General features: G+C 64.6%; 25 protein-coding genes. 4 read left to right on the top strand and 21 right to left on the bottom strand.

What is annotated here, in order from left to right:
• The first annotated feature begins 58 nt into the window (after positions 1 to 58).
• The 4 genes from ACTJK4_RS15475 (at position 59) to ACTJK4_RS15460 (ending at position 3,686) form a co-directional block, all read left to right on the top strand.
• A complete protein-coding gene (locus tag ACTJK4_RS15475) occupies positions 59 to 493 on the top strand; it encodes a universal stress protein (RefSeq protein WP_048932252.1) in 435 nt (144 codons plus the stop codon).
• A 173-nt stretch (positions 494 to 666) separates the two neighbouring features.
• Complete coding sequence (locus tag ACTJK4_RS15470; protein ID WP_232042678.1) at positions 667 to 2,157, top strand: NCS1 family nucleobase:cation symporter-1; 1,491 nt, start codon at positions 667 to 669, stop codon at positions 2,155 to 2,157.
• A gap of 25 nt (positions 2,158 to 2,182) precedes the next feature.
• Entirely contained in the window at positions 2,183 to 2,917 is a 735-nt protein-coding gene (locus tag ACTJK4_RS15465) for an aspartate/glutamate racemase family protein (protein WP_260802565.1), read from the top strand.
• Between the two features lie 67 nt (positions 2,918 to 2,984).
• The gene (locus ACTJK4_RS15460) at positions 2,985 to 3,686 is read left to right on the top strand and encodes a GntR family transcriptional regulator (RefSeq protein ID WP_012761856.1); all 702 of its coding nucleotides are present in this window, start codon (positions 2,985 to 2,987) and stop codon (positions 3,684 to 3,686) included.
• Positions 3,687 to 3,844: 158 nt separating this feature from the next.
• On the opposite strand, the gene aceA is transcribed toward ACTJK4_RS15460, so the two are convergent.
• From aceA to ACTJK4_RS15355, 21 genes are all read right to left on the bottom strand, one after another.
• Positions 3,845 to 5,149, bottom strand: coding sequence for an isocitrate lyase (aceA, locus tag ACTJK4_RS15455; protein WP_004626576.1), 1,305 nt, complete (start codon positions 5,147 to 5,149; stop codon positions 3,845 to 3,847).
• A 398-nt stretch (positions 5,150 to 5,547) separates the two neighbouring features.
• Complete coding sequence (locus tag ACTJK4_RS15450) at positions 5,548 to 5,811, bottom strand: hypothetical protein (RefSeq protein ID WP_440818312.1); 264 nt, start codon at positions 5,809 to 5,811, stop codon at positions 5,548 to 5,550.
• A gap of 344 nt (positions 5,812 to 6,155) precedes the next feature.
• Complete coding sequence (locus ACTJK4_RS15445) at positions 6,156 to 6,575, bottom strand: gamma-glutamylcyclotransferase family protein (protein WP_316881254.1); 420 nt, start codon at positions 6,573 to 6,575, stop codon at positions 6,156 to 6,158.
• The gene (rraA, locus tag ACTJK4_RS15440; protein WP_027677514.1) at positions 6,572 to 7,069 is read right to left on the bottom strand and encodes a ribonuclease E activity regulator RraA; all 498 of its coding nucleotides are present in this window, start codon (positions 7,067 to 7,069) and stop codon (positions 6,572 to 6,574) included. Before rraA ends, ACTJK4_RS15445 begins: the two co-directional genes overlap by 4 nt.
• Before the next feature lie 55 nt (positions 7,070 to 7,124).
• A complete protein-coding gene (locus tag ACTJK4_RS15435) occupies positions 7,125 to 8,840 on the bottom strand; it encodes a thiamine pyrophosphate-binding protein (protein WP_440818311.1) in 1,716 nt (571 codons plus the stop codon).
• 69 nt (positions 8,841 to 8,909) lie between these two features.
• Positions 8,910 to 9,746: a LytR/AlgR family response regulator transcription factor gene (locus ACTJK4_RS15430; protein ID WP_440818310.1), complete on the bottom strand. Its 837-nt coding sequence runs from the start codon at positions 9,744 to 9,746 to the stop codon at positions 8,910 to 8,912.
• A gap of 3 nt (positions 9,747 to 9,749) precedes the next feature.
• Positions 9,750 to 11,012 carry a sensor histidine kinase gene (locus ACTJK4_RS15425; RefSeq protein WP_440818309.1) on the bottom strand — a complete coding sequence of 421 codons (1,263 nt, stop codon included), beginning with the start codon at positions 11,010 to 11,012 and terminating at the stop codon, positions 9,750 to 9,752.
• Entirely contained in the window at positions 11,012 to 11,323 is a 312-nt protein-coding gene (locus ACTJK4_RS15420; RefSeq protein WP_440476698.1) for a 2TM domain-containing protein, read from the bottom strand. Before ACTJK4_RS15420 ends, ACTJK4_RS15425 begins: the two co-directional genes overlap by 1 nt.
• Positions 11,324 to 11,449: 126 nt before the next feature.
• A complete protein-coding gene (locus ACTJK4_RS15415) occupies positions 11,450 to 12,409 on the bottom strand; it encodes a CysB family HTH-type transcriptional regulator (RefSeq protein ID WP_232042669.1) in 960 nt (319 codons plus the stop codon).
• A gap of 41 nt (positions 12,410 to 12,450) precedes the next feature.
• On the bottom strand, positions 12,451 to 13,560 hold the full coding sequence (locus ACTJK4_RS15410; RefSeq protein WP_440818308.1) for a sulfate/molybdate ABC transporter ATP-binding protein: 1,110 nt from the start codon (positions 13,558 to 13,560) through the stop codon (positions 12,451 to 12,453).
• A 110-nt stretch (positions 13,561 to 13,670) separates the two neighbouring features.
• Positions 13,671 to 14,648: a sulfate ABC transporter permease subunit CysW gene (gene cysW / locus ACTJK4_RS15405; protein WP_440818307.1), complete on the bottom strand. Its 978-nt coding sequence runs from the start codon at positions 14,646 to 14,648 to the stop codon at positions 13,671 to 13,673.
• Position 14,649: 1 nt separating this feature from the next.
• On the bottom strand, positions 14,650 to 15,564 hold the full coding sequence (gene cysT, locus ACTJK4_RS15400) for a sulfate ABC transporter permease subunit CysT (RefSeq protein ID WP_440818306.1): 915 nt from the start codon (positions 15,562 to 15,564) through the stop codon (positions 14,650 to 14,652).
• 119 nt (positions 15,565 to 15,683) lie between these two features.
• Positions 15,684 to 16,358: an RBBP9/YdeN family alpha/beta hydrolase gene (locus tag ACTJK4_RS15395; protein ID WP_440818305.1), complete on the bottom strand. Its 675-nt coding sequence runs from the start codon at positions 16,356 to 16,358 to the stop codon at positions 15,684 to 15,686.
• Positions 16,359 to 16,365: 7 nt separating this feature from the next.
• Positions 16,366 to 17,250, bottom strand: a complete 885-nt coding sequence (locus tag ACTJK4_RS15390; RefSeq protein WP_440818304.1) for an EAL domain-containing protein — start codon at positions 17,248 to 17,250, stop codon at positions 16,366 to 16,368.
• A gap of 40 nt (positions 17,251 to 17,290) precedes the next feature.
• On the bottom strand, positions 17,291 to 17,506 hold the full coding sequence (locus ACTJK4_RS15385) for a TOBE domain-containing protein (protein WP_004626558.1): 216 nt from the start codon (positions 17,504 to 17,506) through the stop codon (positions 17,291 to 17,293).
• A gap of 70 nt (positions 17,507 to 17,576) precedes the next feature.
• Positions 17,577 to 18,416: an ATP-binding cassette domain-containing protein gene (locus ACTJK4_RS15380; RefSeq protein WP_440818303.1), complete on the bottom strand. Its 840-nt coding sequence runs from the start codon at positions 18,414 to 18,416 to the stop codon at positions 17,577 to 17,579.
• A gap of 19 nt (positions 18,417 to 18,435) precedes the next feature.
• Positions 18,436 to 19,242: an aliphatic sulfonate ABC transporter permease SsuC gene (ssuC, locus tag ACTJK4_RS15375; RefSeq protein ID WP_440818302.1), complete on the bottom strand. Its 807-nt coding sequence runs from the start codon at positions 19,240 to 19,242 to the stop codon at positions 18,436 to 18,438.
• An 18-nt stretch (positions 19,243 to 19,260) separates the two neighbouring features.
• Positions 19,261 to 20,424, bottom strand: a complete 1,164-nt coding sequence (gene ssuD / locus ACTJK4_RS15370; protein WP_252692652.1) for an FMNH2-dependent alkanesulfonate monooxygenase — start codon at positions 20,422 to 20,424, stop codon at positions 19,261 to 19,263.
• Positions 20,425 to 20,515: 91 nt separating this feature from the next.
• Positions 20,516 to 21,508, bottom strand: coding sequence for a sulfonate ABC transporter substrate-binding protein (locus ACTJK4_RS15365; protein ID WP_440818301.1), 993 nt, complete (start codon positions 21,506 to 21,508; stop codon positions 20,516 to 20,518).
• Positions 21,509 to 21,623: 115 nt separating this feature from the next.
• A complete protein-coding gene (gene ssuE / locus ACTJK4_RS15360; RefSeq protein WP_440818300.1) occupies positions 21,624 to 22,316 on the bottom strand; it encodes an NADPH-dependent FMN reductase in 693 nt (230 codons plus the stop codon).
• A gap of 36 nt (positions 22,317 to 22,352) precedes the next feature.
• A complete protein-coding gene (locus ACTJK4_RS15355) occupies positions 22,353 to 23,372 on the bottom strand; it encodes a sulfate ABC transporter substrate-binding protein (protein WP_260802585.1) in 1,020 nt (339 codons plus the stop codon).
• Between the last annotated feature and the right edge of the window lie 565 nt (positions 23,373 to 23,937).

Genomic DNA, 23,937 nt, shown 5'->3' with positions numbered 1-23,937 from the left:
CCGCGTGCGGCCTACAATCAAGACAAGAACGTCTTCCGCATCCCACTCAGGAGGCCGCATGTTCCAGCACATCCTCATCCCCACCGATGGTTCCGAGCTGTCGCGCAAGGCGGTGGCGGGCGCGCTCGACTTTGCCAAGACGCTGGGCGCGCGTCTGACGGCCTACACCTGCCTTGAGGAATATCCATACACACCGTTCTCCGAGATCGTCGTGGAGACGCCCCAGGCGTTCAAGGAGCGCGTCGAAGCACAGGCGCGCGTGGTGCTCAAGGACGTTGAAGATGCCGCCCGCAGCGCCGGCATCAACTGCGACACCGACATGAGCTGCTTTGCCGTGCCTTACATGGGCATCATCGACGCGGCCGAGCGCCATGGCTGCGACGTCATCTTCATGGCATCCCACGGCCGGCGCGGGCTGGCCGGGCTGCTGCTCGGCAGCGAAACGCAGAAGGTGCTCACGCACACCGAGATTCCAGTGATCGTCTATCGCTGAAGTCTCACCCTGCCCGCACGATAAATAGCCGCCTTTTGAGGCGGCTTTTTTTCTCCTTGACTCTTGTCTTGCTGACGCATACAAATTTGTACACAAAACAAAAACATGTTGTGTACATTTTTGCGCACAACGCCTGCACGGCTTGGAAACCGGCAAAAACCAAAGGAGACAGCATGACCAGCACCACCGCTTCGGCGGCGCAGGCGGTTGATTCGCCACACGCGCATCCCAACGTCGTCATCAAACCGCATTACGACCCGCGGCTTACCAACGAAGACCTCGCCCCGCTACGCAAGCAGACCTGGGGCACCTACAACATCTTCGCGTTCTGGATGTCCGACGTGCACAGCGTGGGCGGGTATCTGACGGCAGCGAGCCTGTTCTCGCTGGGCCTGTCGAGCCTGCAGGTGCTGTTCGCGCTGCTGGTGGGCATCGTGATCGTGCAGGTGTTCTGCAACCTCGTCGCCAAACCCAGCCAGGCGACCGGCACGCCGTATCCGGTGATCTGCCGCGCGTCGTTCGGGGTGCTGGGCGCAAACATTCCGGCCATCATCCGCGGGTTGATCGCGGTGGCGTGGTACGGCATCCAGACCTATCTGGCATCGAGCGCGTTCCTGGTGCTGGCGCTGAAGTTCATGCCGCAACTCGCACCGTATGCCGACGTGGCGCAGCATGGCTTTGTGGGCCTGTCGACGCTCGGTTGGGCGGCGTTCATGCTGCTGTGGGTACTGCAGGCGTTCGTGTTCTGGCACGGCATGGAATCGATCCGCAAGTTCATCGACTGGGCGGGCCCGGCGGTGTACGTGGTGATGATCGCGCTGGCCGCATGGCTCGTGCACAAGGCCGGCTGGAACAACATCAACCTCACGCTTTCCTTCCTCAAATACGAGGGCTGGGATGCGGTGCCAGTGGTGCTGGGCGGGATCGCGCTGGTGGTGTCGTACTTCTCTGGCCCGATGCTGAACTTCGGTGACTTCTCACGCTACGGCAAGGATTTCACCTCCGTCAAACGCGGCAACTTCTGGGGGCTGCCGGTCAACTTCCTCGGCTTCGCGCTGCTGACTGTCATCACCACGTCGGCCACGCTGCCGGTGTTTGGCGAGATGATCTCCGACCCGGTCGCCGTCGTTGCCCGCATCGACAACATCACGGCCGTGGTGCTCGGTGCGCTCACGTTCATGATCGCGACCATCGGCATCAACATCGTCGCCAACTTCGTGTCGCCGGCATTCGACTTTTCCAACGTGGCGCCGCAACACATCAGCTGGCGCACGGGCGGCATGATTGCGGCGGTCGCGTCGATCTTCATCACGCCCTGGAACCTCTACAACAACCCCGAGGTGATCCACTACACGATCGACGTGCTGGGCGCGTTCATCGGCCCGCTGTTCGGCATCCTGATCGCGGACTACTACTTCGTGCACCGGCAGCAGGTGCATGTCGACGATCTCTACACGCTGCGCCCCACCGGCCGCTACTGGTACCGCAACGGCTACAACCCGGCTGCCGTTTTGACGCTGATCCCGTCCGCGCTGATCCCGATGGCCTGCGTGGTCTTCGAACGGCTGCACGCGCTGGCCAACTACAGCTGGTTCATCGGCGTGGGCATCGCGCTGGTGCTCTACACCGTGCTCAGCCGCAAGCAAGGCACCCTCACCCGCTAATCCGAATCATCCACGCGTCAAGAACATGGACATCCGCATCATCAACCCCAACACCACGACGAGCATGACCGCGCTCATCGGCCGCTGCGCGCAAGCCGCGGCCGCATCGGGCACGCGCATCACGGCGGTGAGCCCGAAGATGGGCCCGGCTTCCATTGAAAGCCATTACGACGAGGCGCTCTCGGTGCCCGGCATCCTGGAGGAAATCCGCCACGGCGAATGCGATGGCGCCGACGCCTACGTCATCGCCTGCTTCGGCGACCCGGGCCTCTACGCCGCACGTGAACTCGCACACGGCCCCGTGATCGGCATTGCTGAAGCCGCCATGCACATGGCCAGCCTGATCGGCAACAGCTTCAGCGTCGTGACGACGCTGGAGCGCACCGTCGGCATGGCGTGGCACCTGGCCGAGCGCTACGGCATGCGGCATGCGTGCCGCAACGTCCACGCAAGCGACCTGCCCGTGCTGGACCTGGAGAAGCCCGGCTCCAACGCACGCCAGATCATCCTCGACGCCTGCCGCAGCGCGCTTGCGCAAGACCGCAGCGACTGCATCGTTCTCGGCTGTGCCGGCATGGCCGACCTCTGCGAAGACCTGAGCGCCGAGCTGCGCGTGCCTGTCATCGACGGCGTGGTGGCTGCGGTAAAGCTGGTCGAGGCGCTGGTCGGCATGCGGCTTTCCACCAGCAAGCGCGGCGACTGGGCGCGGCCGCTTCCGAAGCCCTATACCGGAATGCTTGCTCCGTTTGCACTGGCGTAGTGCAAAGCGGGGTGGCGCATTTGCTACCATGCACCATTCCGCTTTTTCTTCTGCACCGCCACCTGCCATGCCCGCACCCGCACGGGAACCTGCCGACAGCCAACCGGCTGCCGAACCGATCTACCAGGGCCTGCTGACGGCCATCATGGAGCACCGACTGCCGGCCGGCACCAAGCTGGTCGAAGAGCGGCTGTGCGAAGCCACCGGCGCGGGCCGGCCGCGCATCCGCCAGGTGCTGGCCCGGCTGGCGCATGAGCATCTGGTGACCCTCGTGCCCAACAAGGGCGCGTTCGTCGCGCAGCCTTCCGTAAAAGAGGCGCGAGACGTTTTCCAGACCCGCCGCATCATCGAACCCGAACTGGCCAGCATGCTCGCAAACGCATGCACGCCGGCAAAAGCCAAACGCCTACGCGAACACATTGCGGCGGAACACGCGGCACGCGAACGCGGCGACCGCGCGGCCACCATCCGTCTATCCGGCGAATATCACGTCCTGATTGCCGAGATGGCCGGCAACCATGTGCTGGAACGGCTGACGCGCGAAGCGGTGTCGCGCACGTGCCTGATCATCACGCTCTATGACCGCCCCGGCCTGCCCGCCTGCCCCGAGCACGAGCACGACACCCTGACCGAAGCGATTGCCACCGGCGATGCCGCGCGCGCGCACGACCTGATGCGCGAGCATCTGGAGCACATCGAGCACTCGCTCGACCTGCACGCGACTCCCACATCGGCGCTGGATCTGGAATCGATTTTCAAGCGCGCCTGATCGGCCACGCCGCAACGCACCGCACCGCACCGCACCGCACTAAGCCGCAATCGCACAGACGAAAAAAAACCGCGCCGTCGAGGAAGCGCGGTTCGAGAGGCCGGTGTGTGGTCAGCACGGCCGGCCCGGGAGCCTGGATGCCGGATGCGTCGGCAACCTCAGGCCACCTTCTTGGCTTGCGCCGTTTCTTCGAAGAATTGTTCGTCTTCCGTCGAGCCCTTCAGCGCCGTGGTCGACGCCTCGCGCTCGATGGTCTGCGTCACGGCATCGAAGTAGCCCGTGCCGACTTCGCGCTGGTGCTTCACCGCCGTGAAGCCCTTTTCCGCCGCCTTGAACTCGGCCTCTTGCAGCTCCACGAACGCGCTCATCTGGTTGCGGGCATAGCCGTAGGCCAGGTTGAACATCGAGTAGTTCAGGGCATGGAAACCCGCCAGCGTGATGAACTGGAACTTGTAGCCCATTGCGCCGAGTTCCTTCTGGAATCGGGCGATCGTCACGTCGTCCAGGTTCTTCTTCCAGTTGAACGACGGCGAGCAGTTGTAGGCCAGCATCTTGCCAGGGAACTTGGCGTGGATGGCCTCGGCAAACTTCTTGGCGTATTCCAGATCGGGCTTACCGGTTTCGCACCACACGAGGTCGGCCACTTCCGCATACGCCAGACCGCGCGAAATGGCCTGCTGCAGACCCGGCTTGGTGCGGTAGAAACCTTCGACGGTGCGCTCGCCGGTGCAGAACGGCTTGTCGTTCTCGTCCACATCGGTGGTCAGCAGGTCGGCAGCTTCTGCGTCGGTGCGGGCGATCAGCACAGTCGGCACGCCCATCACGTCGGCAGCCAGACGCGCGGCCACGAGCTTGCTCACGGCCTCACGCGTCGGCACCAGCACCTTGCCGCCCATGTGGCCGCACTTCTTCACGGCGGCCAGTTGGTCCTCAAAGTGCACGCCTGCGGCACCGGCCTCGATCATGGCCTTCATCAGTTCGAACGCGTTCAGCACGCCGCCGAAACCAGCTTCCGCATCCGCCACGATCGGGGCGAAGAAGTCGATGTCGTCCTTGCCTTCGGACCACTGGATCTGGTCAGCGCGCTGGAACGTGTTGTTGATCTTTTTGACGACCTTGGGCACCGAATCCACCGAGTACAGCGACTGGTCCGGATACATCTCGCCGTTGCTGTTGGCATCGCCCGCCACCTGCCAGCCCGACAGATAGATCGCCTTCAGGCCAGCCTTGACCTGCTGCATGGCCTGGTTGCCCGTGAGCGCGCCCAGCGCGTTGACGAAGGGCTCATTGTTGATCAGGTTCCACAGCTTTTCGGCACCACGCTTGGCCAGCGTGTGTTCGATCTGCAGCGAACCGCGCAGGCGCACGACATCTTCAGCGGTGTAACCACGCTTGATGCCCTTCCAACGCGGGTTGGTATCCCATTCCTTCTGCAGCTTTTGCACTTCGAGTTCGCGTGACATCGCACTCTCCTGTTTGATCGCATCCATCAAATAAAAACCGGGTAACTCACTCTGCGCCTTGAGCCGCTCGCACCTTCTTGGGGCGCAGCCAGGTGGCTCATGTCATATGTCTTATATAAGAGTGTAGAAATGGCCGGTGCAGCGCAACAAGGAGAACATGCGCAGGAATTGAAGTTTTTACCTCATATCTTTCAATGACTTACTCACCGTGTTTCATGATGCGGAAAGATTTTTTCTATCATGAAAGAACGTGATGGTGCTGTGCGATGCAGAATTTTTGCGGACCAAAACCCCTTTCCGCATTGTGAAAAATCGGGGGCATCTGTCCGTCACATCACCGGGGCACAAAAAACGCCGCAGATGCGGCGTTCAGAATGGCGATGATTAGGTGTGTGGACTCAGGACGCCCGCTCTATTTCGGCCAAAACGTCCCACTGCAGAACATCTGGCGCCTTGCCCTGCAGGGCCGCGGCTACGAACAGATAGATCGCATCGATGAAACCGGCGCGGAACTCGCGGGGCAGCGCGTGCGTGATGCCGTCGATCTTCGAGCGCAACCGCATGGCCACGAAGGGCCTGCCGGCACGCGCTTCGATGTGCGTGCGACAGAGGAAATCCTTGGCTGCCAGTGCACCCGATTGGTAATGGCGTAGCGCGCTCAATGTGCACCTCCGGAAAACGGATGCCGGGAGATGCAGGGCGGTGGCGAGGGGTAAGACGCGGGGCGATGCCCGCTTGCTGCGAAAGACATGACGTCTCCTAGATGAAGAGGCCAGACGCTCGCTGCTAAACGAGGGTGGCGGGCCTGACGACGGCGTTAGCAGACCGGCCATCTAGAAACCGGCAGACCCGAAGGTCTCACCGCCCGGCCCGCCATAAAGGATAGGCGTGCACAAGCACCGGACATTGTCCGTCTAGATGGCACATCATGTGGGCTGCTAAACCCGGCTGCTCGAACGAACAGCGCGCGGATTATATCGTGCGCCCCTCCCCCTCCAAATCGGAATCAGCCTCGAGACAGGCGATGTGCCACCCAGTCTCCACCGGTGATGGCGGGCCGCCCGGCAATGTGCTGTGGGCTAACCGGATAGACAATGCAATCGACCGGTTCGCTACCCAGCATGACGGCGTGGTTCTCGCGCAGGAACAGCGCATCGCCGCCGGGGTAGACCTCTTCGATCTCGTCCAGCACGGGGACGAGCGCCGCATCGATGCGATACACATCGCCGCGCACGGCGGTGCCAGTCGGATCGAGCACGAGTCCGGGGTACGCACCAAAGTCATACAGTCGGCCATGCAACATGGCAGTACCGAGCAGCTCCGGCTCAGGAATGCCGCGCTTGGCCGCGGCAACCCGCAGATCGTTCGCCTCGCCGGCACGCAGCGTGCCGTAGACGAACACGTGGATGGCGTTGGCGCGGATCATTCCAGCATGTCCTGCGAGACCAGCACGCCGTCTTCGTCGGCATAGACCCACTCGCCAGACTGGATGTACGCGCCCGGCATCTGCACGCCCACTTCGCGCTGCCCGGCGTTCTTTTTGATGCTCTTGCGTGGGTGCACCGCCAGTGCGTGGATGCCGACGTTGCATTCGGCCAGCTCGCGCGTGTCCCGCACGCAGCCGTTGAGCAGAATGCCCTCCCAGCCGTTCTCTTCGGCCAGCTTGCCGAGGTTGCCGCCCACCAGCGCGCAGCGCAGCGAGCCGCCGCCATCAATCACCAGCACGCGGCCTGCGCCCTGCTCTTCCAACGCGGCGCGTACCAGACCGTTGTCTTCAAACACCTTGAGCGTGGAAGCCGGGCCGGCAAACGCGGCGCGCTTGCCAAAGCTGCGGAACACCGGCGTAAGCACACGCAGGCTGCCGTACACCAGCTTGTCTTCGTGCATGTCGCACAAATCAGTCACGGGAATCATCGTCATGGCAATGGATGGTTTGGCGTTAGCAAAAACAGAAAAACGAAAAGCGAAAGCGGAATCAACTGCGCGACTGTGCACGCAACGAATCGATCGTCGCGCGCGGGCTGATGATGTTCGGATCGGTCTGCACCTCAATGACGGACGCAACGCTTGCCGCCAGCGCAGTTTCCACCGCCGACTGAAACCCTTCGAGCGAACGTACCGTATGCCCCTCGGCGCCGTAGGCTCTGGCGAGCGCGGCAAAGTCGGGGTTGCGCAGCTCGGTCCCGCTCACGTGCTCGGGGTACTCGCGCTCCTGATGCATGCGGATCGTCCCGTACATGCCGTTGTTGACCACGATAAAGATCACCGGCGCGTTGTACTGCATGGCGGTCGCCAGCTCCTGGCCGTTCATCAGGAAGCAACCGTCGCCAGCCATGCAGATGACGGGCGTTTCAGGGCAGATGATCTTGGCCGCCACTGCGGCGGGCGCTCCATAGCCCATCGCCCCGCTGGTCGGTGCGAGCTGCGTGCGCGAGCCCGACGCCAGCGCACCATACTGATAGAAGCGATGCAGCCACGTGGCGTAGTTGCCGGCGCCGTTGGTCAGGATGCTGTTGTGCGGAAGGCGCTCGCGCAGCCATTGCATGGCACGGGCCATATCGATGCCCTTGCCACCGAACGGCGGCGGCGCGATGTTGGCGCGGTAGTCGGCGTTGGCGGCTTCTGTCCAGTCGGACCACCGCGGCGGCGCATCAGGCGACATACTATCCAGCGCTTCGGCGATCGCGGGCATCGACGCGTGAATCATCAGGTCGGCCTGGTAGACGCGCCCCAACTCTTCTGCGCCGGCATGCACATGCACCAAGGTCTGCTTTGGGCGCGGCACATCGAAGAGCGTGTAGCCCGAGGTCGTCATCTCGCCCAGGCGCGGGCCGATGGCGAGCACCACATCGGCGTCTTTCACACGCGCTGCGAGCTTCGGGTTGATGGCGATACCGACATCGCCGGCGTAATTCGGGTGGCGGTTGTCGAACAGGTCTTGCCGGCGGAACACGCAGCCTGCGGGCAGATTCCAGCGCTCGGCAAAGGCTTGCATGCGCGCGGCTGCTTGCGGCGTCCAGCCGGAACCGCCCAGCAGCAGCATCGGCCGCTCGGCGTTCTGCAACAGCGTCTTCAGTTGGGCAAGGTCATGCGGGCCGGGCCACGCCATCGCGCGGGGCATTGGCGGCACATCGGCCACGGTGGCAACTTCGGTCAGCATGTCTTCCGGCAGCGCCAGCACCACAGGGCCGGGGCGGCCGGCGGTGGCAGTCTGGAAGGCGCGTGCGATGTATTCGGGGATGCGCTCGACGCTATCGATCTGCGCGACCCACTTGGTCATCTGCCCGAACATCCGGCGGTAGTCGATTTCCTGGAACGCTTCGCGATCGACGAAATCGCGGCCGACCTGTCCGATGAATAGGATCAGCGGCGTGGAGTCTTGAAACGCTGTGTGGACGCCAATGCTGGCGTTGGCGGCGCCCGGCCCGCGTGTGCAGAAGACAATGCCGGGCCGGCCGGTGAGCTTGCCGTAGGCATCCGCCATGTTGGCGGCGCCGCCCTCTTGCCGGCAGACGATGAAGCGCGTGCGGTCGCGGCGCTGGTAGAAGCCTTCGAGCACCGAGAGGTAGCTCTCGCCGGGCACGCCGAAGGCCACATCGACGCCGTGGGCCACCAGTGCATCAACAAGAATCTGGCCGCCGTGGCGTGGCTCGGCAACGTGGCTGGCGGGGCGTGCGGCTGGTGTCTCCATGGCGGGTGCTCTCGCTCTCTCGATCCGTTGACGACACGAAGGATCATAGCGGACCCGCCCCTGCGGCGACTACATCTGCCGGAACAAATGCGCGTATTGCCGCGCCACCGGCAGCGTCTCCGCGCGCCCGCGTATCTTCAGCCCCAGGCGGCCCAGCGACAGATGCACGGCACTCGACACATGCGCCACGTTCACCACCGTGCCGCGATGCACCTGCCAGAAGTGCTCGGGGTCCAGCTGGGTCAGCAAATCGCGCAGGCTGGTACGAATAAGGGATTCGCCACTGCCGGCCACCACGTTGACGTACTTGTCGGTCGCTTCCAAGTAGATCACGTCATCCACGGGGATGAAGCGCACTTCCTGGCCGACGAGCGCCTTGATGAAGCGCAGATAGCCGCCCTGCGGGGTGGCACGCGTTTGGGCAGCGCCCTGCAGCCCGGCAAGGCGCTCGACGAGTTCAGCCAGCGTCTGCGCTGGGTCCGTGGCGGCAGTGGCGCCGGCGTTGCCGTTCGGGCGCGCGCCGAGCCGGTCCTTCAGCCGCTTGAGGGTCTCGGCCAGGCGCTCGGTCTGAACGGGCTTGAGCACGTAGTCGACCGCGGCTTGCTCAAAGGCGTCGAGCGCGAACTGGTCATATGCGGTCACGAACGCCACCAGCGGACGCATTTCCCGCTGCGACAGCTCGCGCGCTACGTCAATGCCCGACAACCCCGGCATGCGGATGTCGAGAAAGACCACATCGGGCGCCTGCCCGTCGGCCGCATCGTCAATTACATCGAGCACGGATTGGCCGTCGTGCACGGCCGGCAGCAGCGTGGCATCGGGCCAGAGCGCCGCCAGTTCTGCGACGAGGTTTTCAGCCAGTGCCGGTTCGTCGTCGGCAATGAGCACGCGTGGGGAAGCAGGCATCGATCAGGTTCCGGCGGATGCGCGCGATGAGAGCGCGCCGGTGGCGTTGGCGGTTGAGCGAGAGAAGCGGCAGCGCCATTCCGGCGCGTCGGGTTGAGACGGTGCAGGCGACGTTTCGTGCGCCAGCGGTAGCTCGACGATGATCGTCACGCCGTGCGGCACGGTCTCGGTGATGGTCAGGCGCGCATCGCCGTCAAACAGGCGCGACAGGCGTTCGCGCACGTGCGTAAGGCCCAGCCCCGAGCCCGTGGCGCCGTCGTTGCCGAAACCGACGCCCGTGTCGCGCACTTCCAGCACGAGTCGCTCGCCCTCGCTGCCTGCAGCCAGGCGAGCAGACAGGGCGATCTCCCCGCCCTCGCGCGCAGGTTCGATGCCGTGCACCACGGCGTTTTCCACCAGCGGCTGGATCAGCATCGGCGGGATGACGATGTTGGCGATGGCATCGTCCAGCGCCAAGGAGAATCGCAGGCGATTGCCAAAGCGCAACGCCTGGATGTCGAGATACGCGCGCAGCAGCGCAAACTCTTGCGCCAGCGTGCACTGCTCGGCGCGTGCGTGCGAGAGCGAGCTGCGCAGAAAGCCGATCAGGTGCTGCAGCAGACGCCGCGCAGCGGCCGGGTCCCGTGCGATCAGCACATCGACGTGGGCGAGTGAATTGAACAGGAAGTGCGGCTCGATCTGCGCCTGCAGCGCCATCAACTGTGCGCGCACGACCTGCTTCTCGGCCTCTTCACGCTCCAGCGCATCCAGCGCGGCCTGGCGCTGCAATGCGGCCAGCTTGCCGCGCGACCAGTAGTAATACGTGGCGCCAAGCGCAGCCAGCATGGCGATGATGAAGCTCATGCGCAGGCTGTCGGCGCGCCAGGGTTCCGGGTTCGGGTTGTGCAGGCACAGGATCGTCCGCGCGATCCACTGGCCAAACGGCACGCCGATCAGCACCGCGCCCAAGATGATCCACGGGAACACCTTCTTGTTGGGCGGCCCGTCGCCCCAGAGCACGTGGCGCGGTATGCCGATCAACGAGAACATCGATAACCCGATCGCCTGGCTGAATACGAAGTCTTTCCAGAAGGTCTCTTCTGGCCGGATACCGAACGCAAGCACGGCCGCAATCAGCGTATTGATGACGATGATGACCGCATAGCGGATCACCCAGCGCCGGGCAAGGTGCAGGCAGTCTGCAAGGGAAGGGAGCGACACATTGGCGAACATGCGGGCGATCTTACCGGACGGTTCTCCGGGGTTGAAGCTTGGGGTTTCCCGCATTACCGGCGGCCGGCCTGCTCGCGCAACCGGGCGAGTTCCTGATCGACCATGCGCTGGTAGCCGTTGCCCTGGCTCCAGGCCAAGCTCAGGCCGTGCGCAGCCAGGCCCAACCCCCAGCCCAGCAGCGGCCACACAAACCAGAACTGCCCGTGCGATAGCGCGATCGCCGCCAACCCGGCGTTCACGGCCAGGAACGACAGCAGGTGAATGCGGAACCCCAGGCGAGCACCGGCGCGGTGGCGAGCGCGGCGCAGCAGCGCGTCGTCGGATTCAACGGACGGGGAATTTGGGGTGTAAGGCACGGCGGACATGGCGGTCTCTGGTGGAACCGAGGATGCCCGCAGTATAGGAATGGCGCCTGGGCAGGCGCCATGCGGATGCGACGAACGGCGGGATTGGACGGATGAACGGTTCGCAGCCCGCCGCCCGCGGGACGTTTACGCCGCCAGTGCCTCCCGCGCGGATTGCGCCACCACCGTGGAAGCCACTGCCTCCGCCACTGTCTCGCGGGAGAGGTGTGGCGCGAACATGCCGATGAAGTCGTGCGCGTAGCCCCGCAGATACGCCCCGCGGCGCACCGCCACACGCGTCGTGTTCGGCTCGAACAAGTGATCTGCCCCGATGCAGACGAGGTTGTCGTCCTTGCGCCCGTCATACGCCATCGACGCGATGATGCCCACACCCACATCCAGCGCCACGTAGGTCTTGATCACGTCGGCGTCCATGGCGGTCAGCACGATCTCGGGGTGCAGGCCGGCGCCGGCAAATGCCGCGTCGATGTTGCGTCGGCCCGTGAAACCCGCGTCGTACGTGATGAGCGGGTATTGCGCCACGTCTTCCAACGTTGGGAGCGGGTTCTTCGTCAGCGGATGGTCCGGGCTGACCACCAGCACGTGACGCCAACGGTACGCCTCGAACGACGTCAGCCCCGGCTCGTTGGCCACGGCCTCGGTGGCGATACCGATATCGGCCTGCCCCGTCAGCAGCAGCTCGACGATGTGCGAGGGCGATGCCTCCTGCAGCGCCAGCGTGACGTGCGGGTATTCCTTGCGGAACGACTGCACCACCTTCGGCAGCGCATAGCGGGCCTGCGTGTGCGTGGTCGCCACGGTCAGGCGGCCGGATTGTCGGCCGGAGAATTCCTCGCCGGCCTGGCGCAGGTTTTCGGCTTCGAGCAGCAGGCGCTCGACAATGCGGACGATCTCGCGGCCCGGCTCTGTCAGGCCCGTCAGCCGCTTGCCGTAGCGCTCGAAAATCTCCACGCCAAGCTCATCCTCCAGCTCGCGAATCTGCCGCGACACACCGGGCTGCGACGTGTACAGCGCGTTGGCGACTTCGGTCAGGTTGAACTGGCGGCGCACCGCCTCGCGGATGGAACGCAGTTGCTGGAAGTTCATGGCTCGTGTCCTCTCGTATGGGTTGTCGTCGGAGCGTCGTGTTACGCGGCGGCCTGCGCGACGGGCCGTGCATTGCCTTGCGCGAACACACGGATCGCGCGCGGGCGCACCACCAGCGTTTCGCCTTCACGGAAGCCCTCGATGCGGAAGCGCTCGATGGGCAGGGAGACTTCGATGATGTCGTCGGTGTCTTCGCGCTCCAGCTCCAGCTGCGCGATGGCGCCCAGCGTCAGCACGCGGCGCAGCGTCACGGGAATGCCCTCGGCGCCCGGCGCATAGCGCTCCAGGTCGATCTCGTGCGGGCGTACAAACGCCACGGCCTGATCGGCGCGGGACGAATCCACGCCGCCCGACGGCACGGCGATGGCCGAATCACCCACGTGCAGCACGCTGCCGCCCTCGCCTTCTTCCAGGCGGCCGTGGAACAGGTTCACGTTGCCGAGGAAGCCGTAGACAAACGGCGTGGCCGGCGTGTTGTAGACCGCATCAGGGCTGCCGACCTGCTCCACCTGGCCGCGGTTCATCAGCACCACGTTGTCGGCCACTTCCAGCGCCTCTTCCTGGTCGTGCGTCACGAACAGGCTCGTGACATGCAGATCGTCATGCAGGCGGCGCAGCCAGCGGCGCAGTTCCTTGCGCACCTTGGCGTCGAGCGCGCCGAAAGGCTCGTCGAGCAGCAGCACGCGCGGCTCCACCGCCAGCGCGCGTGCCAGGGCAATCCGCTGGCGCTGTCCGCCAGACAACTGCGGCGGGTAACGATCGGCCAGCCAATCCAGCTGCACGAGTTCCAGCAGTTCCTTCACCTTGGCGCGGATCTGCGCTTCACTCGGCCGCTGCGCACGCGGTTTCACACGGAGGCCAAAGGCCACGTTCTCGAACACCGTCATGTGCTTGAACAGCGCGTAATGCTGGAATACGAAGCCGACCTGGCGCTCGCGCACATGCTGGTCCGATGCGTCTTCGCCGTTCAGATGGATGCTGCCCGAATCCGCATGCTCCAGCCCCGCGATGATGCGCAGCAGCGTGGTCTTGCCGCAGCCTGACGGGCCCAGCAGCGCAGTCAGTTCGCCCTGCTTGAAGTCGAGCGAGACGTCGTTGAGGGCCACGAAGTTGCCAAAGCGCTTGGTGATGTGTTGAACCTGGATGCTCATGCTGCGTTCACCTCCTTACACATATCGATAACTCGCCCGTCGCGGTGTCGGTGACCGGCAACATTCACGGTCGTGCGCATCCCCCGCTGCGCGGGGCCCCTGCTTACTGTTCATGCTGCCCCTTCGAGCGGAGATTGCACGGAGACGTGCGAATTCGACTTGGATGCCTGTTGTGCTACGCGCTGCCCAGGGCCTTCGCCCACGCCGGCATCTGCATCAGCCAGCTCGCGGCGGCTGCGCCATTCGACCAGCGTCTTCAGCGCCAGCGTGACGAGCGCCAGCAATGTCAGCAGCGACGCCACGGCAAATGCGGCCGCAAAGTTGTATTCGTTGTAGAGAATTTCCACGTGCAGCGGCATCGTGTTGGTCAGCCCGCGAATGTGGCCCGACACCACCGACACTGCGCCAAATTCGCCCATCGCCCGCGCGTTGCAGAGGATCACGCCGTACAGCAGGCCCCACTTGATGTTCGGCAGCGTCACGCGAAAGAACGTCTGCCAGCCCGATGCGCCGAGCACGATGGCGGCCTCTTCCTCTTCGCTGCCCTGCGCCTGCATGAGCGGAATCAGCTCGCGGGCCACAAACGGAAACGTGACGAACACGGTCGCGAGCACAATGCCCGGTACAGCAAAGATGACCTTGAAATCGTGCTCCGACAGATACGGCCCGAACCAGCCCTGCGCGCCAAACAGCAGCACGTAGATCAACCCAGCAATGACGGGCGACACCGAGAACGGCAAGTCGATCAACGTCAGCAGCGGGTTCTTGCCGCGAAACTCGAACTTGGCGATTGCCCACGCCGCCGCCACGCCAAACACCACGTTCAGCGGCACGGCAATCGCCGCAATCGCGAGCGTGAGGCCGATTGCCGAGAGCGCATCCGGCTCCACGAGCGCTTCGAGATACACGTCGACGCCCTTCTTGGATGCCTCGACAAACACGCTCGCCAGCGGCACGAACAGGAACAGCGCCAGGAACACGAACGACACGAGGATCAGCGTTGCGCGCACCCACGCAGATTCTGCGGTGGCGCCACGGCGGCCCACAGCGGGCGCCTGACCGAGTTGACGGGAGACAGTACCGGCCATGTCAGGCTCCTGCTGCCGCATGGGCGGTCGGGGGTTCAGGGGCACGCTCGATGACGTCATTGCGATTGCCACGGCGGCGCGTCCAGGCTTGCAGCAGGTTGATCACCAGCAGCAGCGTGAACGAGATGCCGAGCATGACAACGGCAATGGCCGTGGCGCCCGCGTAATCGAATTGCTCCAGCTTGGAATAAATCATCAGCGGCGTGATCTCGGAAACCATCGGCATGTTGCCGGCGATGAAGATGACCGAGCCGTACTCGCCGGTGGCACGCGCAAATGCCAGCGCAAAACCGGTCAGCAATGCGGGCAGCAAGGTCGGCAGGATCACGCGAGCGAAGGTCTGCCAGCGCGTGGCGCCCAGGCTGGCGGCCGCTTCTTCCAGTTCGGCCTCCAGGTCTTCGAGCACCGGCTGCACCGTGCGCACGACAAACGGCAGGCCGATGAACGTCAGCGCCACCACGATGCCCAGCGGCGTGAATGCGACCTTCAGCCCCAGCGGTTCCAGCCGCGAGCCGATCCAGCCATTCGGCGCGTACAACGCGGTGAGCGCAATGCCGGCCACCGCAGTCGGCAGCGCAAATGGCAGATCCACCAGCGCATCGATCAACCGCTTGCCCGGAAAGCGATAGCGCACCAGCACCCACGCCACGATCAGCCCGAACACGAGGTTGATCACTGCCGCGATTAGCGAGGCGCCGAACGTCAGCTTGTACGACGCCACCACGCGCGGTGCGGTGACGGTTGTCCAGAACGCATCCCACGTCATGGTGAACGTCTTGAGGACGGTCGCCGACAGCGGAATCAGGACGATCAGCGCGAGGTACAGAAGCGAAAAGCCCAGCGCCAGCCCGAAACCGGGCAGCACATTGGCGGGCTTACGCCGCTTGGACAAAGAAAACGCAGAAAACAGGCTCATCAGCGCACCGATAAAGATGGCCGCAGGGCAAAAAACACTGCGGCCGATATGCAGATGAACCGATTGTGGCGAAACGTTCTTATGACGAAAACGAATATTTGCGCATGTGCATCATCGTTTTAGATATAAGGAGTGCTCGGTAAGACATCCCACTGGGCTTGCCAGTCGGCGCCATCGCGGGTGGTGTCTTCTGCACTTGCGCGACCGATCAGGCGATCAAGCACCGTCAAGCCAGCGTCCCAGTCGCCAAGGTTGGAGTCAGCGTTGATATGGCCAGCCTCGCCGGCGTCAATAAACTCGGCGCCCCAACGCGCGCCCCAGTCGATGGCACTGCCTTGCCGCATCCACGGGTCATTGCGGCTGGCAACAAGCGTGATGGGAAACGGCAACGCGTGGTCCGGAAGCAGATCGCGCACACCGAATTTGTCCGGATCGGCCGGCGCAACCAGCAGCGCCGCGGCCACGGCCTCTTTTGTCTGAACCGCCCAGTGCAGCGCCGCCAGGCAGCCGAAGCTATGCGCCACCAAGATCACGGGGCGCCGCGCGCGTATCGGCGGACGCTCGGCCAGTGCCGCATGTACCGCTTCGCCCACGCGGGCAGACCAGCGCGGCAGGTCAGGCGTTGACCAGTCGGTCTGCTCCACGCGGCGCCAGTTTGGAAACCGCTGCTCCCAGCGCGTCTGCCAGTGGCCGGGGCCGCTGCCATGCAAGCCGGGAACGGTCAGGATGACGGCGTCTGCCGGCCACTGCCAGGCGGATGCGTCCGATGCGGTTGCGAGTGCGCTGCGTGCCATATCGTGCTCATTGCGTCAGAGAAATGCCCGCCGCGCACTGCTGCTGTTGCACCAGCGGCGCCTGCGCCATCGGTATCACCAGTGGCGTGGGTACAGCGTCCGGCTCAGGTTCCGCGCCGGGCAGGATGCTGCCCTGCACATAGGCGATACCGGCCGCCCGTGCCAGCTCCAGATCGCTCGGGCGTTCGCAACGCCGCAATGCCAGCGTCACGCCCAACTCACGCGCGGAATCGGCCAGCGACACCACGTTCCGCGTACGCCAATCGCGCCGCGCATCGAGCTTCAGGTACGCCGGCTTGGCATGCACGAGCAGCGCGCCAGCTTCCGCCGGGTCCGATGCCTGCACGGCCACGGCAAAACCGTTGCGCCGGTAGTTGTCCACCACGAACAGCAGCAGCCCCAGATCGTCATTGGCCGTAGACGGCACCTGGATGACGAATTGCTCCGGATGCAGCCCCAGCGCCGTCACCGCGCGATGGAACGCCTTGCCATGGTCGGCCGCCACCGCCGCCAGCAACCGGCCATGCACATTGACGACCAGCCGCCGCGCATCGGTGCGCGAAAAATAGTTGAGCGTGTGCACCAGCCGGCACAGGCGGTCCAGCTCGACCAGCGTGCCGTCATCCGACGCCAGCGAGAACACCTTCCACGGGTTCAGGCCCAGCTCGCCGTCGCGGGTCCATGTGCGCATCAGCGCTTCGTGGCCGGCGGGGGCCATTGAGCCGTCCGCAGCCAGCTGCCAGACCGGTTCAAACAGGCTGGTCAGCGCGCAGTGGAAGAACTGGCCCTGCACGCGGCCGGCGGCGTCGCGCCACAAGTGGCGGTCCGGCGTCGGGGCGCTGGGCAGCGTGCCGAGAAATTGTGCGAGTGCGGTGGTGTGCATCAGGCTCATGGGTGAGGCTCCTTGTTGGGTCGCCGTCTCCTCCCCGTCCTTACAGTTTGGCGATCGAGACTTCAGTCGCCTTCACCAGCGCAACGACTTCGCTGCCGATCTTCAGGCCAAGGCTGTCGACCGAGCGCGTGGTGATGACCGAGGTCACGATGCCGGCCGGGGTCTCCACGTCGATCTCCGAGAGCACGTCGCCCCGGATGATCTCCTTGATCTGCCCGCGAAACTGGTTGCGTACGTTAATCGCTTGAATGCTCATGATGTTCCTTCTTAGGTGACAACGGCACTACGTGCCAATGAATGTTTTCAGGAGGAAGGTTTGCAGCGCCTTACACGGCCCAGCGTACGGCGGTGGCGGACACGTCAAAGGGTGATGCCCACGCCGTGTGCGGGTGCACATCGGTCACTTCGTTCGGATCGATCTTGCGCTGCATCACGCGATTGAGGATCGCTTCTTCCAGCCGAGCAAACGCGGGCGAACCACGATGGCGCGGACGCGGCAGGTCGATGCGTTCATCCAGCGCGATGCGGCCGTCTTCGATCAGCACCACGCGGTCGGCCAGCGCCACCGCTTCGGCCACATCGTGCGTGACCAGCACGGCCGTAAAGCCAAGCCGTTGCCACAGGCCTTCAATGAGGTTCTGCATGTCGATGCGGGTGAGCGCGTCGAGCGCGCCCAGCGGCTCGTCCAGCAGCAGCAGGCGCGGCCGATGCACCAGCGCCCGCGCCAATGCCACGCGCTGGCGCTGCCCGCCCGACAGGCGAGCCGGCCATTCCCCTGCCCGCTCGGCCAGACCGACTTGCGCGAGCACTTCAGCGGCCTGCGCGCGTCGTGTTTTCGGCAGGCCGAGCGCGACGTTGTCGAGCACCTTCTTCCACGGCAGCAGGCGGGCATCCTGGAACATCACGCGGGCATCGTCGTGCAGGCCGTCTTCGGCGTCGCCATCGCGACGCAGGTGGCCATCGTCGATGCCTTCCAACCCGGCAATCAACCGCAGCAGCGTGCTCTTGCCGCAGCCGCTGCGCCCGACGATGACGACAAACTCGCCCGGGGTGATGTCCAGATCGATACCGTGCAGCACTTCACGGTCGCCATAGCGTTTGACGACGTGCTCGATGTGCAGGGCGGTGCCGGCCAGCGCGGCGTGTTCGGTAGCGTTGCTTTGCATGCGTCTCTCCAATTCAGCCTCAGGCCGCGGCTTGATAACCGGGGTGCCAGCGCAGCCAGTACCGCTCCAGCCCACGCGATAGCCAATCCGCCAGCTTGCCGAGCAGCGCGTACAGCAGGATGCCCAGCAGCACCACGTCGGTCTGCAGGAACTCGCGCGCATTCATCGTCATGTAGCCGATGCCGGCCTGCGCAGACACCGTCTCCGCCACGATCAGCGTCACCCACATCAGGCCGAGCGAGAAGCGCACGCCCACCAGGATCTGCGGCAGCGCGCCTGGCAGGATCACCTCGCGATACAACTGCGCACGCGACAGGCCGTAGCTGCGGGCCATCTCCACCAGGGCCGGATCGACCGAGCGGATGCCGTGATACGTGTTCAGGTAGATCGGGAAGAACACGCCCAGCGAGACAAGAAACAGCTTGGCCCATTCGTCGATGCCGAACCACAGGATCACCAGCGGAATCAGCGCCAGCACCGGGATGTTGCGGACCATCTGCAGCGTGGTGTCGAGCAGCGTCTCGGCGGTGCGGAAGGTGCCAGTCAGCAAGCCCAGCGCCAGCCCCAGCGAACCACCGATCGCAAAGCCCAGCAGCGCGCGCCACGTGCTCACAGCCACGTGCGTCCACAGCTCGCCGGAGCGTGCCAGCGCGACGGCGGATTTCGCCACGTCCAGCGGTGCCGGCAGGATGCGGTTCGACAACCAGCCCCATTGGGCCGATGCCTGCCACAGCACCAGCAGCACAAGCGGCACGATCCACGGCGCCAGTCGTTGCTGGGCGGAACGCAGGAAGGTGTTTGCCTTCGGTTTCGACTTGGATGCCATTGCCCTGCTCCTCTCGGCTCAGCTTGCCGCCACGCGCGGCACGATGCCGGTGGCAATCACTTCGCCAAACGGCCCGTTCAGCACGTTGCCCGGCAGCTTGTCGCGCACCGAGCGCGGCAACAGCGGGAACACCAGTTCGGCAAAGCGGTAGGCCTCTTCCAGATGCGGATAACCGGACAGCACGAACGTATCGATGCCCAACTCGGCGTATTCCTTCATGCGCGCGGCCACGGTTTGCGGATCGCCCACCAGCGCCGTGCCGGCACCACCGCGCACCAGCCCCACACCCGCCCACAGGTTCGGGCTGATCTCCAGATCGGCGCGCGTGCGTTTGACGCCGCCGGCATGCAGCGCAGCCATGCGTTGCTGGCCGGCCGAATCCATCTTGCGGAAGGCCTCTTGCGCGCGCGCAACGGTATCGTCGTCGAGCTTGCTGATGAGCTTGTCTGCGGCAGCCCAGGCTTCATCGTCCGTCTCGCGCACGATCACGTGCAGGCGGATACCGAAGCGCACGGTGCGGCCATGCTTGGCAGCACGCGCCCGCACGTCGGCCAGCTTCTCGGCCACGGCGGCAGGCGGTTCGCCCCAGGTGAGATACGTGTCGACCTGCTCGGCCGCCAGCTCATGCGCCGCTTCCGACGACCCACCGAAATACACCGGCGGATGCGGCCGCTGCACGGGCGGATACAGCACCTTCGCGCCCTTCACGCTGAGGTGCTTGCCGGTGTAATCCAGCGCAGCGCCTTCATGGCTCGCGGCCAGCGTTTCACGCCAGATGCGGATGAATTCTTCCGAGGCTTCGTAGCGTTGCGCGTGGTCCAGGAACAGACCATCGCCTGCCAGCTCCGACGGGTCACCTCCCGTGACGAGGTTCACCAGCAAGCGGCCATTCGACAAACGGTCGTACGTGGCGGCCATGCGGGCGGCCAGCGTCGGTGCCATCAGCCCCGGGCGCACCGCCACCAGGAAGCGCAGGCGCTTCGTCACCGGAATGAGGCTCGCGGCCACGATCCACGGGTCTTCGCACGAGCGGCCGGTGGGAATCAGCACGCCCTCGTAACCGAGCGTATCGGCGGCCACGGCCACCTGCTGCAGATAGGTGTGATCGACCTGGCGCGCGCCCTCGGCAGTGCCGAGATAACGGCTGTCGCCGTGCGTCGGGATGAACCAGAAAACTTGCATGACAGCTCCTCGAATCGTATTCAGCGTTAGGCGATTGCCGGTTCCGCGGGCGTCGCGGGCCGTGCGGCTTGGGTATCGATCGTCATGGCAATCAGCGCGCAGCCTGTTGCGTCGTCGGCTGCCACGCAGCGTCGGCCACCTTCACCGGACGCGGAATCAGCTTCAGTGCGTGGAACGTGTCGGCAATGCGCTGCTGGTCCGCCAGGGCTTCTGCGCCGACGGGCTGGATGCCATAGGCAATGCGCGACACCGAACGCGCCACCACCGCCGGCTCCAGGCCGAGCTGCGGGCCGAGGATGTTCGTCACGTCCCTCGGATTGGCCGCGGCCCAGGTGTCGGTCTTCTTCAGTTCATCCAGCACGATGTTCAGCACATCGGGCCGCGCGCCCGCATAGCCCTTCGACGCCAGGAAGTACTGCGAGTTATTGACCACGCCGGTGCCGTCGGCCAGCACGCGCGCGCCCAGTTGTTGTTCGGCTGCGGCAAAGAACGGATCCCAGATCACCCAGGCGTCGATGGCGCCGCGTTCAAAGGCGGCACGTGCGTCGGCAGGCGTGAGGTACACAGGCTGGATATCGCTGTAAGGCACGTTGGCTTTTTCCAGCAGCTTCACCAGCAAGTAATGCACGTTCGAGCCCTTGTTGAAGGCGACGCGCTTGCCTTTGAGATCGGCCACGCTCTTGAGCGGCGAAGCTTTCGGCACGATGATCGCCTCGCCGCCCGGCGCGGGCGGCTGGTTGCCGACATAGACGAGGTGCGCGCCAGCAGCCAACGCGAAGATCGTTGGCGCTTCACCCGTGGTGCCGAAATCGATGGCGCCCACGTTCAGGCCTTCCAGCAGCTGCGGGCCCGCCGGAAACTCCGTCCACTTCACTTCGATGCCCTGCGCGGCAAGGCGCTTTTCCAGCGTGCCGCGTGCTTTGAGCACCGTCAGCGTGCCGTATTTCTGATAGCCGATGCGCAGTTGCTTGGCAGCGGTCGGGGGCGGCGCATCGCTGTTGGCAAATGCGGCGGGGGCGCCGAGCGTGGCAAGCAGCGTGGCGGCAATGGTCAAAGTCCTGCGCAGGGGCGAGTGGGTTTTCATGGCAAGTTCGGTCGATGCGGGGTGTAGGGACGGCACGATCCGCGCGCAGCGGCTGCGCGACGTGACAACAACGGGAAAGCAGTGAGCCTGTGTGTAAGGCGGCGCAGTCAGCGCATCACGCCAGACATCGCATTCGCTCGATGTCGGCGTGCGTGTTGGCCTGCGTGTTGGCCTGCGTGATGGCCTGCGTGATGGCCTGCGTGTTGGCCTGCGTATGCGCGAGCGTTGCGGCACGCACCGCGCTGCGGCTTGAAACGATGACCTGCGCCACGGCCGGATGCCTTGCGAGCGCCAGCGCCTGATGCACGCGCTCCACGCCGTCATCCAGGCGCTGCTGCAGCGATGGGTCGACGCTCACGCCGTCATCGGCCACGACGATCTGCGAGTCGACTGCAAAGATGCCCGGCAGGATCGAGCGCGCCGCCAGCGCCGTCAGCACCGGGCGCAGCGCGTAGTCGATCGCCAGCGTGTGGGCGAGGCTGCCGCCGGTGGCAATCGGCAGCACGACCTTGTCGCGCAGCCCGCTCTGCGGCAGCAGATCGAGAAACGTCTTGAGCAGCCCGCTGTAGGCCGCCTTGTAGACCGGCGTGGCAAGAATCACCACGCCCGCCGCTTCCACCCGCGCCACCGCATCGGCGATGGCGGGGTCGGACACCTGCGCACCGAGCAGCGCATCGGCCGGCAGGCTGCGCAGGTCCAGGTGGTCCGCCTGCTCGCCGGCGCGTTGGAGCTGCGCACGCACATGGCCCAGCAGGCGCGCAGATCGCGATTGCGCCGAAGGGCTGCCGGAAATCGTCAGGATTTGCATGATGCGGATCACCCGATGTCGTTACGTCGTGTGGGCTTACTTGCCCGGTTGATAGAGCTGATCAAACTGCCCGCCATCGGCAAAGTGCGTCTTCTGCGCCTTCTGCCAGCCGCCGAACGTGTCGTCGATGGTCACGAGCTTCACCTTCGGGAATTCGCTCTCGTGCTTCTTGGCCACGGCCGGGTCGGTCGGGCGATAGAAGTTCTTCGCACCGATCTCCTGCCCTTGCGGCGTGTACAGGAACTTGAGATACGCCTCCGCGGCCTTGCGCGTGCCCTTCTTGTCGGCCACCTTGTCCACCACCGCCACCGGCGGCTCAGCCAGGATGGAAATCGACGGCACCACCACATCAAACTTGTCCTTGCCTTCCACGCGCGAGGCCAGCAGCGCCTCGTCTTCCCACGCGATCAGCACATCGCCGATACCGCGCTCGGTAAAGGTGGTGGTCGCACCGCGCGCGCCCGAATCGAGCACCGGCACGTTCTTGTAGAGCTTCTGCACGAAGTCTTTGGCGGTGGCGTCCGAACCGCCCGGCTGCTTCAGTGCGTAGGCCCAGGCGGCCAGGTAATTCCAGCGTGCGCCGCCGGAGGTCTTCGGGTTCGGCGTGATGACGGCGATGCCGGGCTTGACCAGGTCATTCCAGTCCTTGATGCCCTTCGGGTTGCCCTTGCGAACAAGGAAAACGATGGTCGACGTGTACGGCGAGGCGTTGTGCGGCAGGCGCTTCTGCCAGTCCTTGGCCGTCAGGCCGCGCTCGGCGATCGCGTCGATGTCATAGCCCAGCGCCAGCGTCACCACATCGGCATCCAGCCCGTCGATCACGGAGCGGGCCTGCTTGCCCGAACCGCCATGCGAAGCGCGCAGGGTGATGTCCTCACCCGTTTCGGCCTTCCACTTCTTGGCGAATTCGGTGTTGATTTCCTTGTACAGCTCGCGCGTCGGGTCGTACGACACATTCAGCAGTGTCGTTGCCGCATGCGCACCCACGGTTCCCCCCGCCACGATGGCAGCCGCCGTAGCACGTACAAGCGTGTTGAAAACAAACTTGCGAATCATCTTGCAGCTCCGTTTCTGATCTCTGATGGATTTGGAATAGGAGCAAGACTACCGAGCGGGTCTTGTACGGGGAACGAATGGTTTCAGGGAATGTTCATTGGTTTTTGCATAAAGGCGCGGATTGGGGCTGCGCGGATGCGGGGCAAAGGGCTTTGGGCGGGTGAGCGTGGTGCTTGAGGGTCAAACCCTGGGCTTTGGGTGTTGGAGAGCCGAGCTTGGGCCTTGGACAGCGGGACTCCGGGGGTTTTGGGTGGAATTCAAGCCTTGGACGGTGGAGCTTGAGAGTTTTCGGGTGAAGTTCGAGTCTTGGACGGTGGAGCTTGAGGGTTTTCGGGTGAAGTTCGAGTCTTGGACGGTGGAGCTTGAGGGTTTTCGGGTGGGACTTGAGCGTTTTGGAGTCGTGGCGCGGTTTGGGGCTGTCAGGGATTTCGGGGTTGGGTTTTGTGGTGGCGTGTGTGGGGAGCCTTGCCTGGCGGCGGTTTTTTGTTGGTGGTGCATCCCTTGTTTCATCCCCTGCCGGGGCTGACTCACTTTCTTTGTCTTGCCAAAGAAAGTAAGCAAAGAA

It is taken from the genome of Ralstonia sp. 22111 (genome assembly GCF_052045895.1).
In the GTDB taxonomy this organism is placed as follows: Bacteria; Pseudomonadota; Gammaproteobacteria; order Burkholderiales; family Burkholderiaceae; genus Ralstonia; species Ralstonia wenshanensis.
The sequence above is the reverse complement of the archived record's forward strand: the minus strand, read 5'-3'. Positions and strand labels throughout refer to the sequence as shown.

Bases quoted from the DNA above. Each gene is read 5' to 3' on its own strand.
- ACTJK4_RS15475 (WP_048932252.1), top strand. From the start codon at position 59: ATGTTCCAGCACATCCTCATCCCCACCGATGGTTCCGAGCTGTCGCGC.
- ACTJK4_RS15470 (WP_232042678.1), top strand. From the start codon at position 667: ATGACCAGCACCACCGCTTCGGCGGCGCAGGCGGTTGATTCGCCACAC.
- ACTJK4_RS15465 (WP_260802565.1), top strand. From the start codon at position 2,183: ATGGACATCCGCATCATCAACCCCAACACCACGACGAGCATGACCGCG.
- ACTJK4_RS15460 (WP_012761856.1), top strand. From the start codon at position 2,985: ATGCCCGCACCCGCACGGGAACCTGCCGACAGCCAACCGGCTGCCGAA.
- aceA (WP_004626576.1), bottom strand. From the start codon at position 5,149: ATGTCACGCGAACTCGAAGTGCAAAAGCTGCAGAAGGAATGGGATACC.
- ACTJK4_RS15445 (WP_316881254.1), bottom strand. From the start codon at position 6,575: ATGATCCGCGCCAACGCCATCCACGTGTTCGTCTACGGCACGCTGCGT.
- rraA (WP_027677514.1), bottom strand. From the start codon at position 7,069: ATGACGATGATTCCCGTGACTGATTTGTGCGACATGCACGAAGACAAG.
- ACTJK4_RS15435 (WP_440818311.1), bottom strand. From the start codon at position 8,840: ATGGAGACACCAGCCGCACGCCCCGCCAGCCACGTTGCCGAGCCACGC.
- ACTJK4_RS15430 (WP_440818310.1), bottom strand. From the start codon at position 9,746: ATGCCTGCTTCCCCACGCGTGCTCATTGCCGACGACGAACCGGCACTG.
- ACTJK4_RS15425 (WP_440818309.1), bottom strand. From the start codon at position 11,012: ATGCGGGAAACCCCAAGCTTCAACCCCGGAGAACCGTCCGGTAAGATC.
- ACTJK4_RS15420 (WP_440476698.1), bottom strand. From the start codon at position 11,323: ATGTCCGCCGTGCCTTACACCCCAAATTCCCCGTCCGTTGAATCCGAC.
- ACTJK4_RS15415 (WP_232042669.1), bottom strand. From the start codon at position 12,409: ATGAACTTCCAGCAACTGCGTTCCATCCGCGAGGCGGTGCGCCGCCAG.
- ACTJK4_RS15410 (WP_440818308.1), bottom strand. From the start codon at position 13,560: ATGAGCATCCAGGTTCAACACATCACCAAGCGCTTTGGCAACTTCGTG.
- cysW (WP_440818307.1), bottom strand. From the start codon at position 14,648: ATGGCCGGTACTGTCTCCCGTCAACTCGGTCAGGCGCCCGCTGTGGGC.
- cysT (WP_440818306.1), bottom strand. From the start codon at position 15,564: ATGAGCCTGTTTTCTGCGTTTTCTTTGTCCAAGCGGCGTAAGCCCGCC.
- ACTJK4_RS15395 (WP_440818305.1), bottom strand. From the start codon at position 16,358: ATGGCACGCAGCGCACTCGCAACCGCATCGGACGCATCCGCCTGGCAG.
- ACTJK4_RS15390 (WP_440818304.1), bottom strand. From the start codon at position 17,250: ATGAGCCTGATGCACACCACCGCACTCGCACAATTTCTCGGCACGCTG.
- ACTJK4_RS15385 (WP_004626558.1), bottom strand. From the start codon at position 17,506: ATGAGCATTCAAGCGATTAACGTACGCAACCAGTTTCGCGGGCAGATC.
- ACTJK4_RS15380 (WP_440818303.1), bottom strand. From the start codon at position 18,416: ATGCAAAGCAACGCTACCGAACACGCCGCGCTGGCCGGCACCGCCCTG.
- ssuC (WP_440818302.1), bottom strand. From the start codon at position 19,242: ATGGCATCCAAGTCGAAACCGAAGGCAAACACCTTCCTGCGTTCCGCC.
- ssuD (WP_252692652.1), bottom strand. From the start codon at position 20,424: ATGCAAGTTTTCTGGTTCATCCCGACGCACGGCGACAGCCGTTATCTC.
- ACTJK4_RS15365 (WP_440818301.1), bottom strand. From the start codon at position 21,508: ATGAAAACCCACTCGCCCCTGCGCAGGACTTTGACCATTGCCGCCACG.
- ssuE (WP_440818300.1), bottom strand. From the start codon at position 22,316: ATGCAAATCCTGACGATTTCCGGCAGCCCTTCGGCGCAATCGCGATCT.
- ACTJK4_RS15355 (WP_260802585.1), bottom strand. From the start codon at position 23,372: ATGATTCGCAAGTTTGTTTTCAACACGCTTGTACGTGCTACGGCGGCT.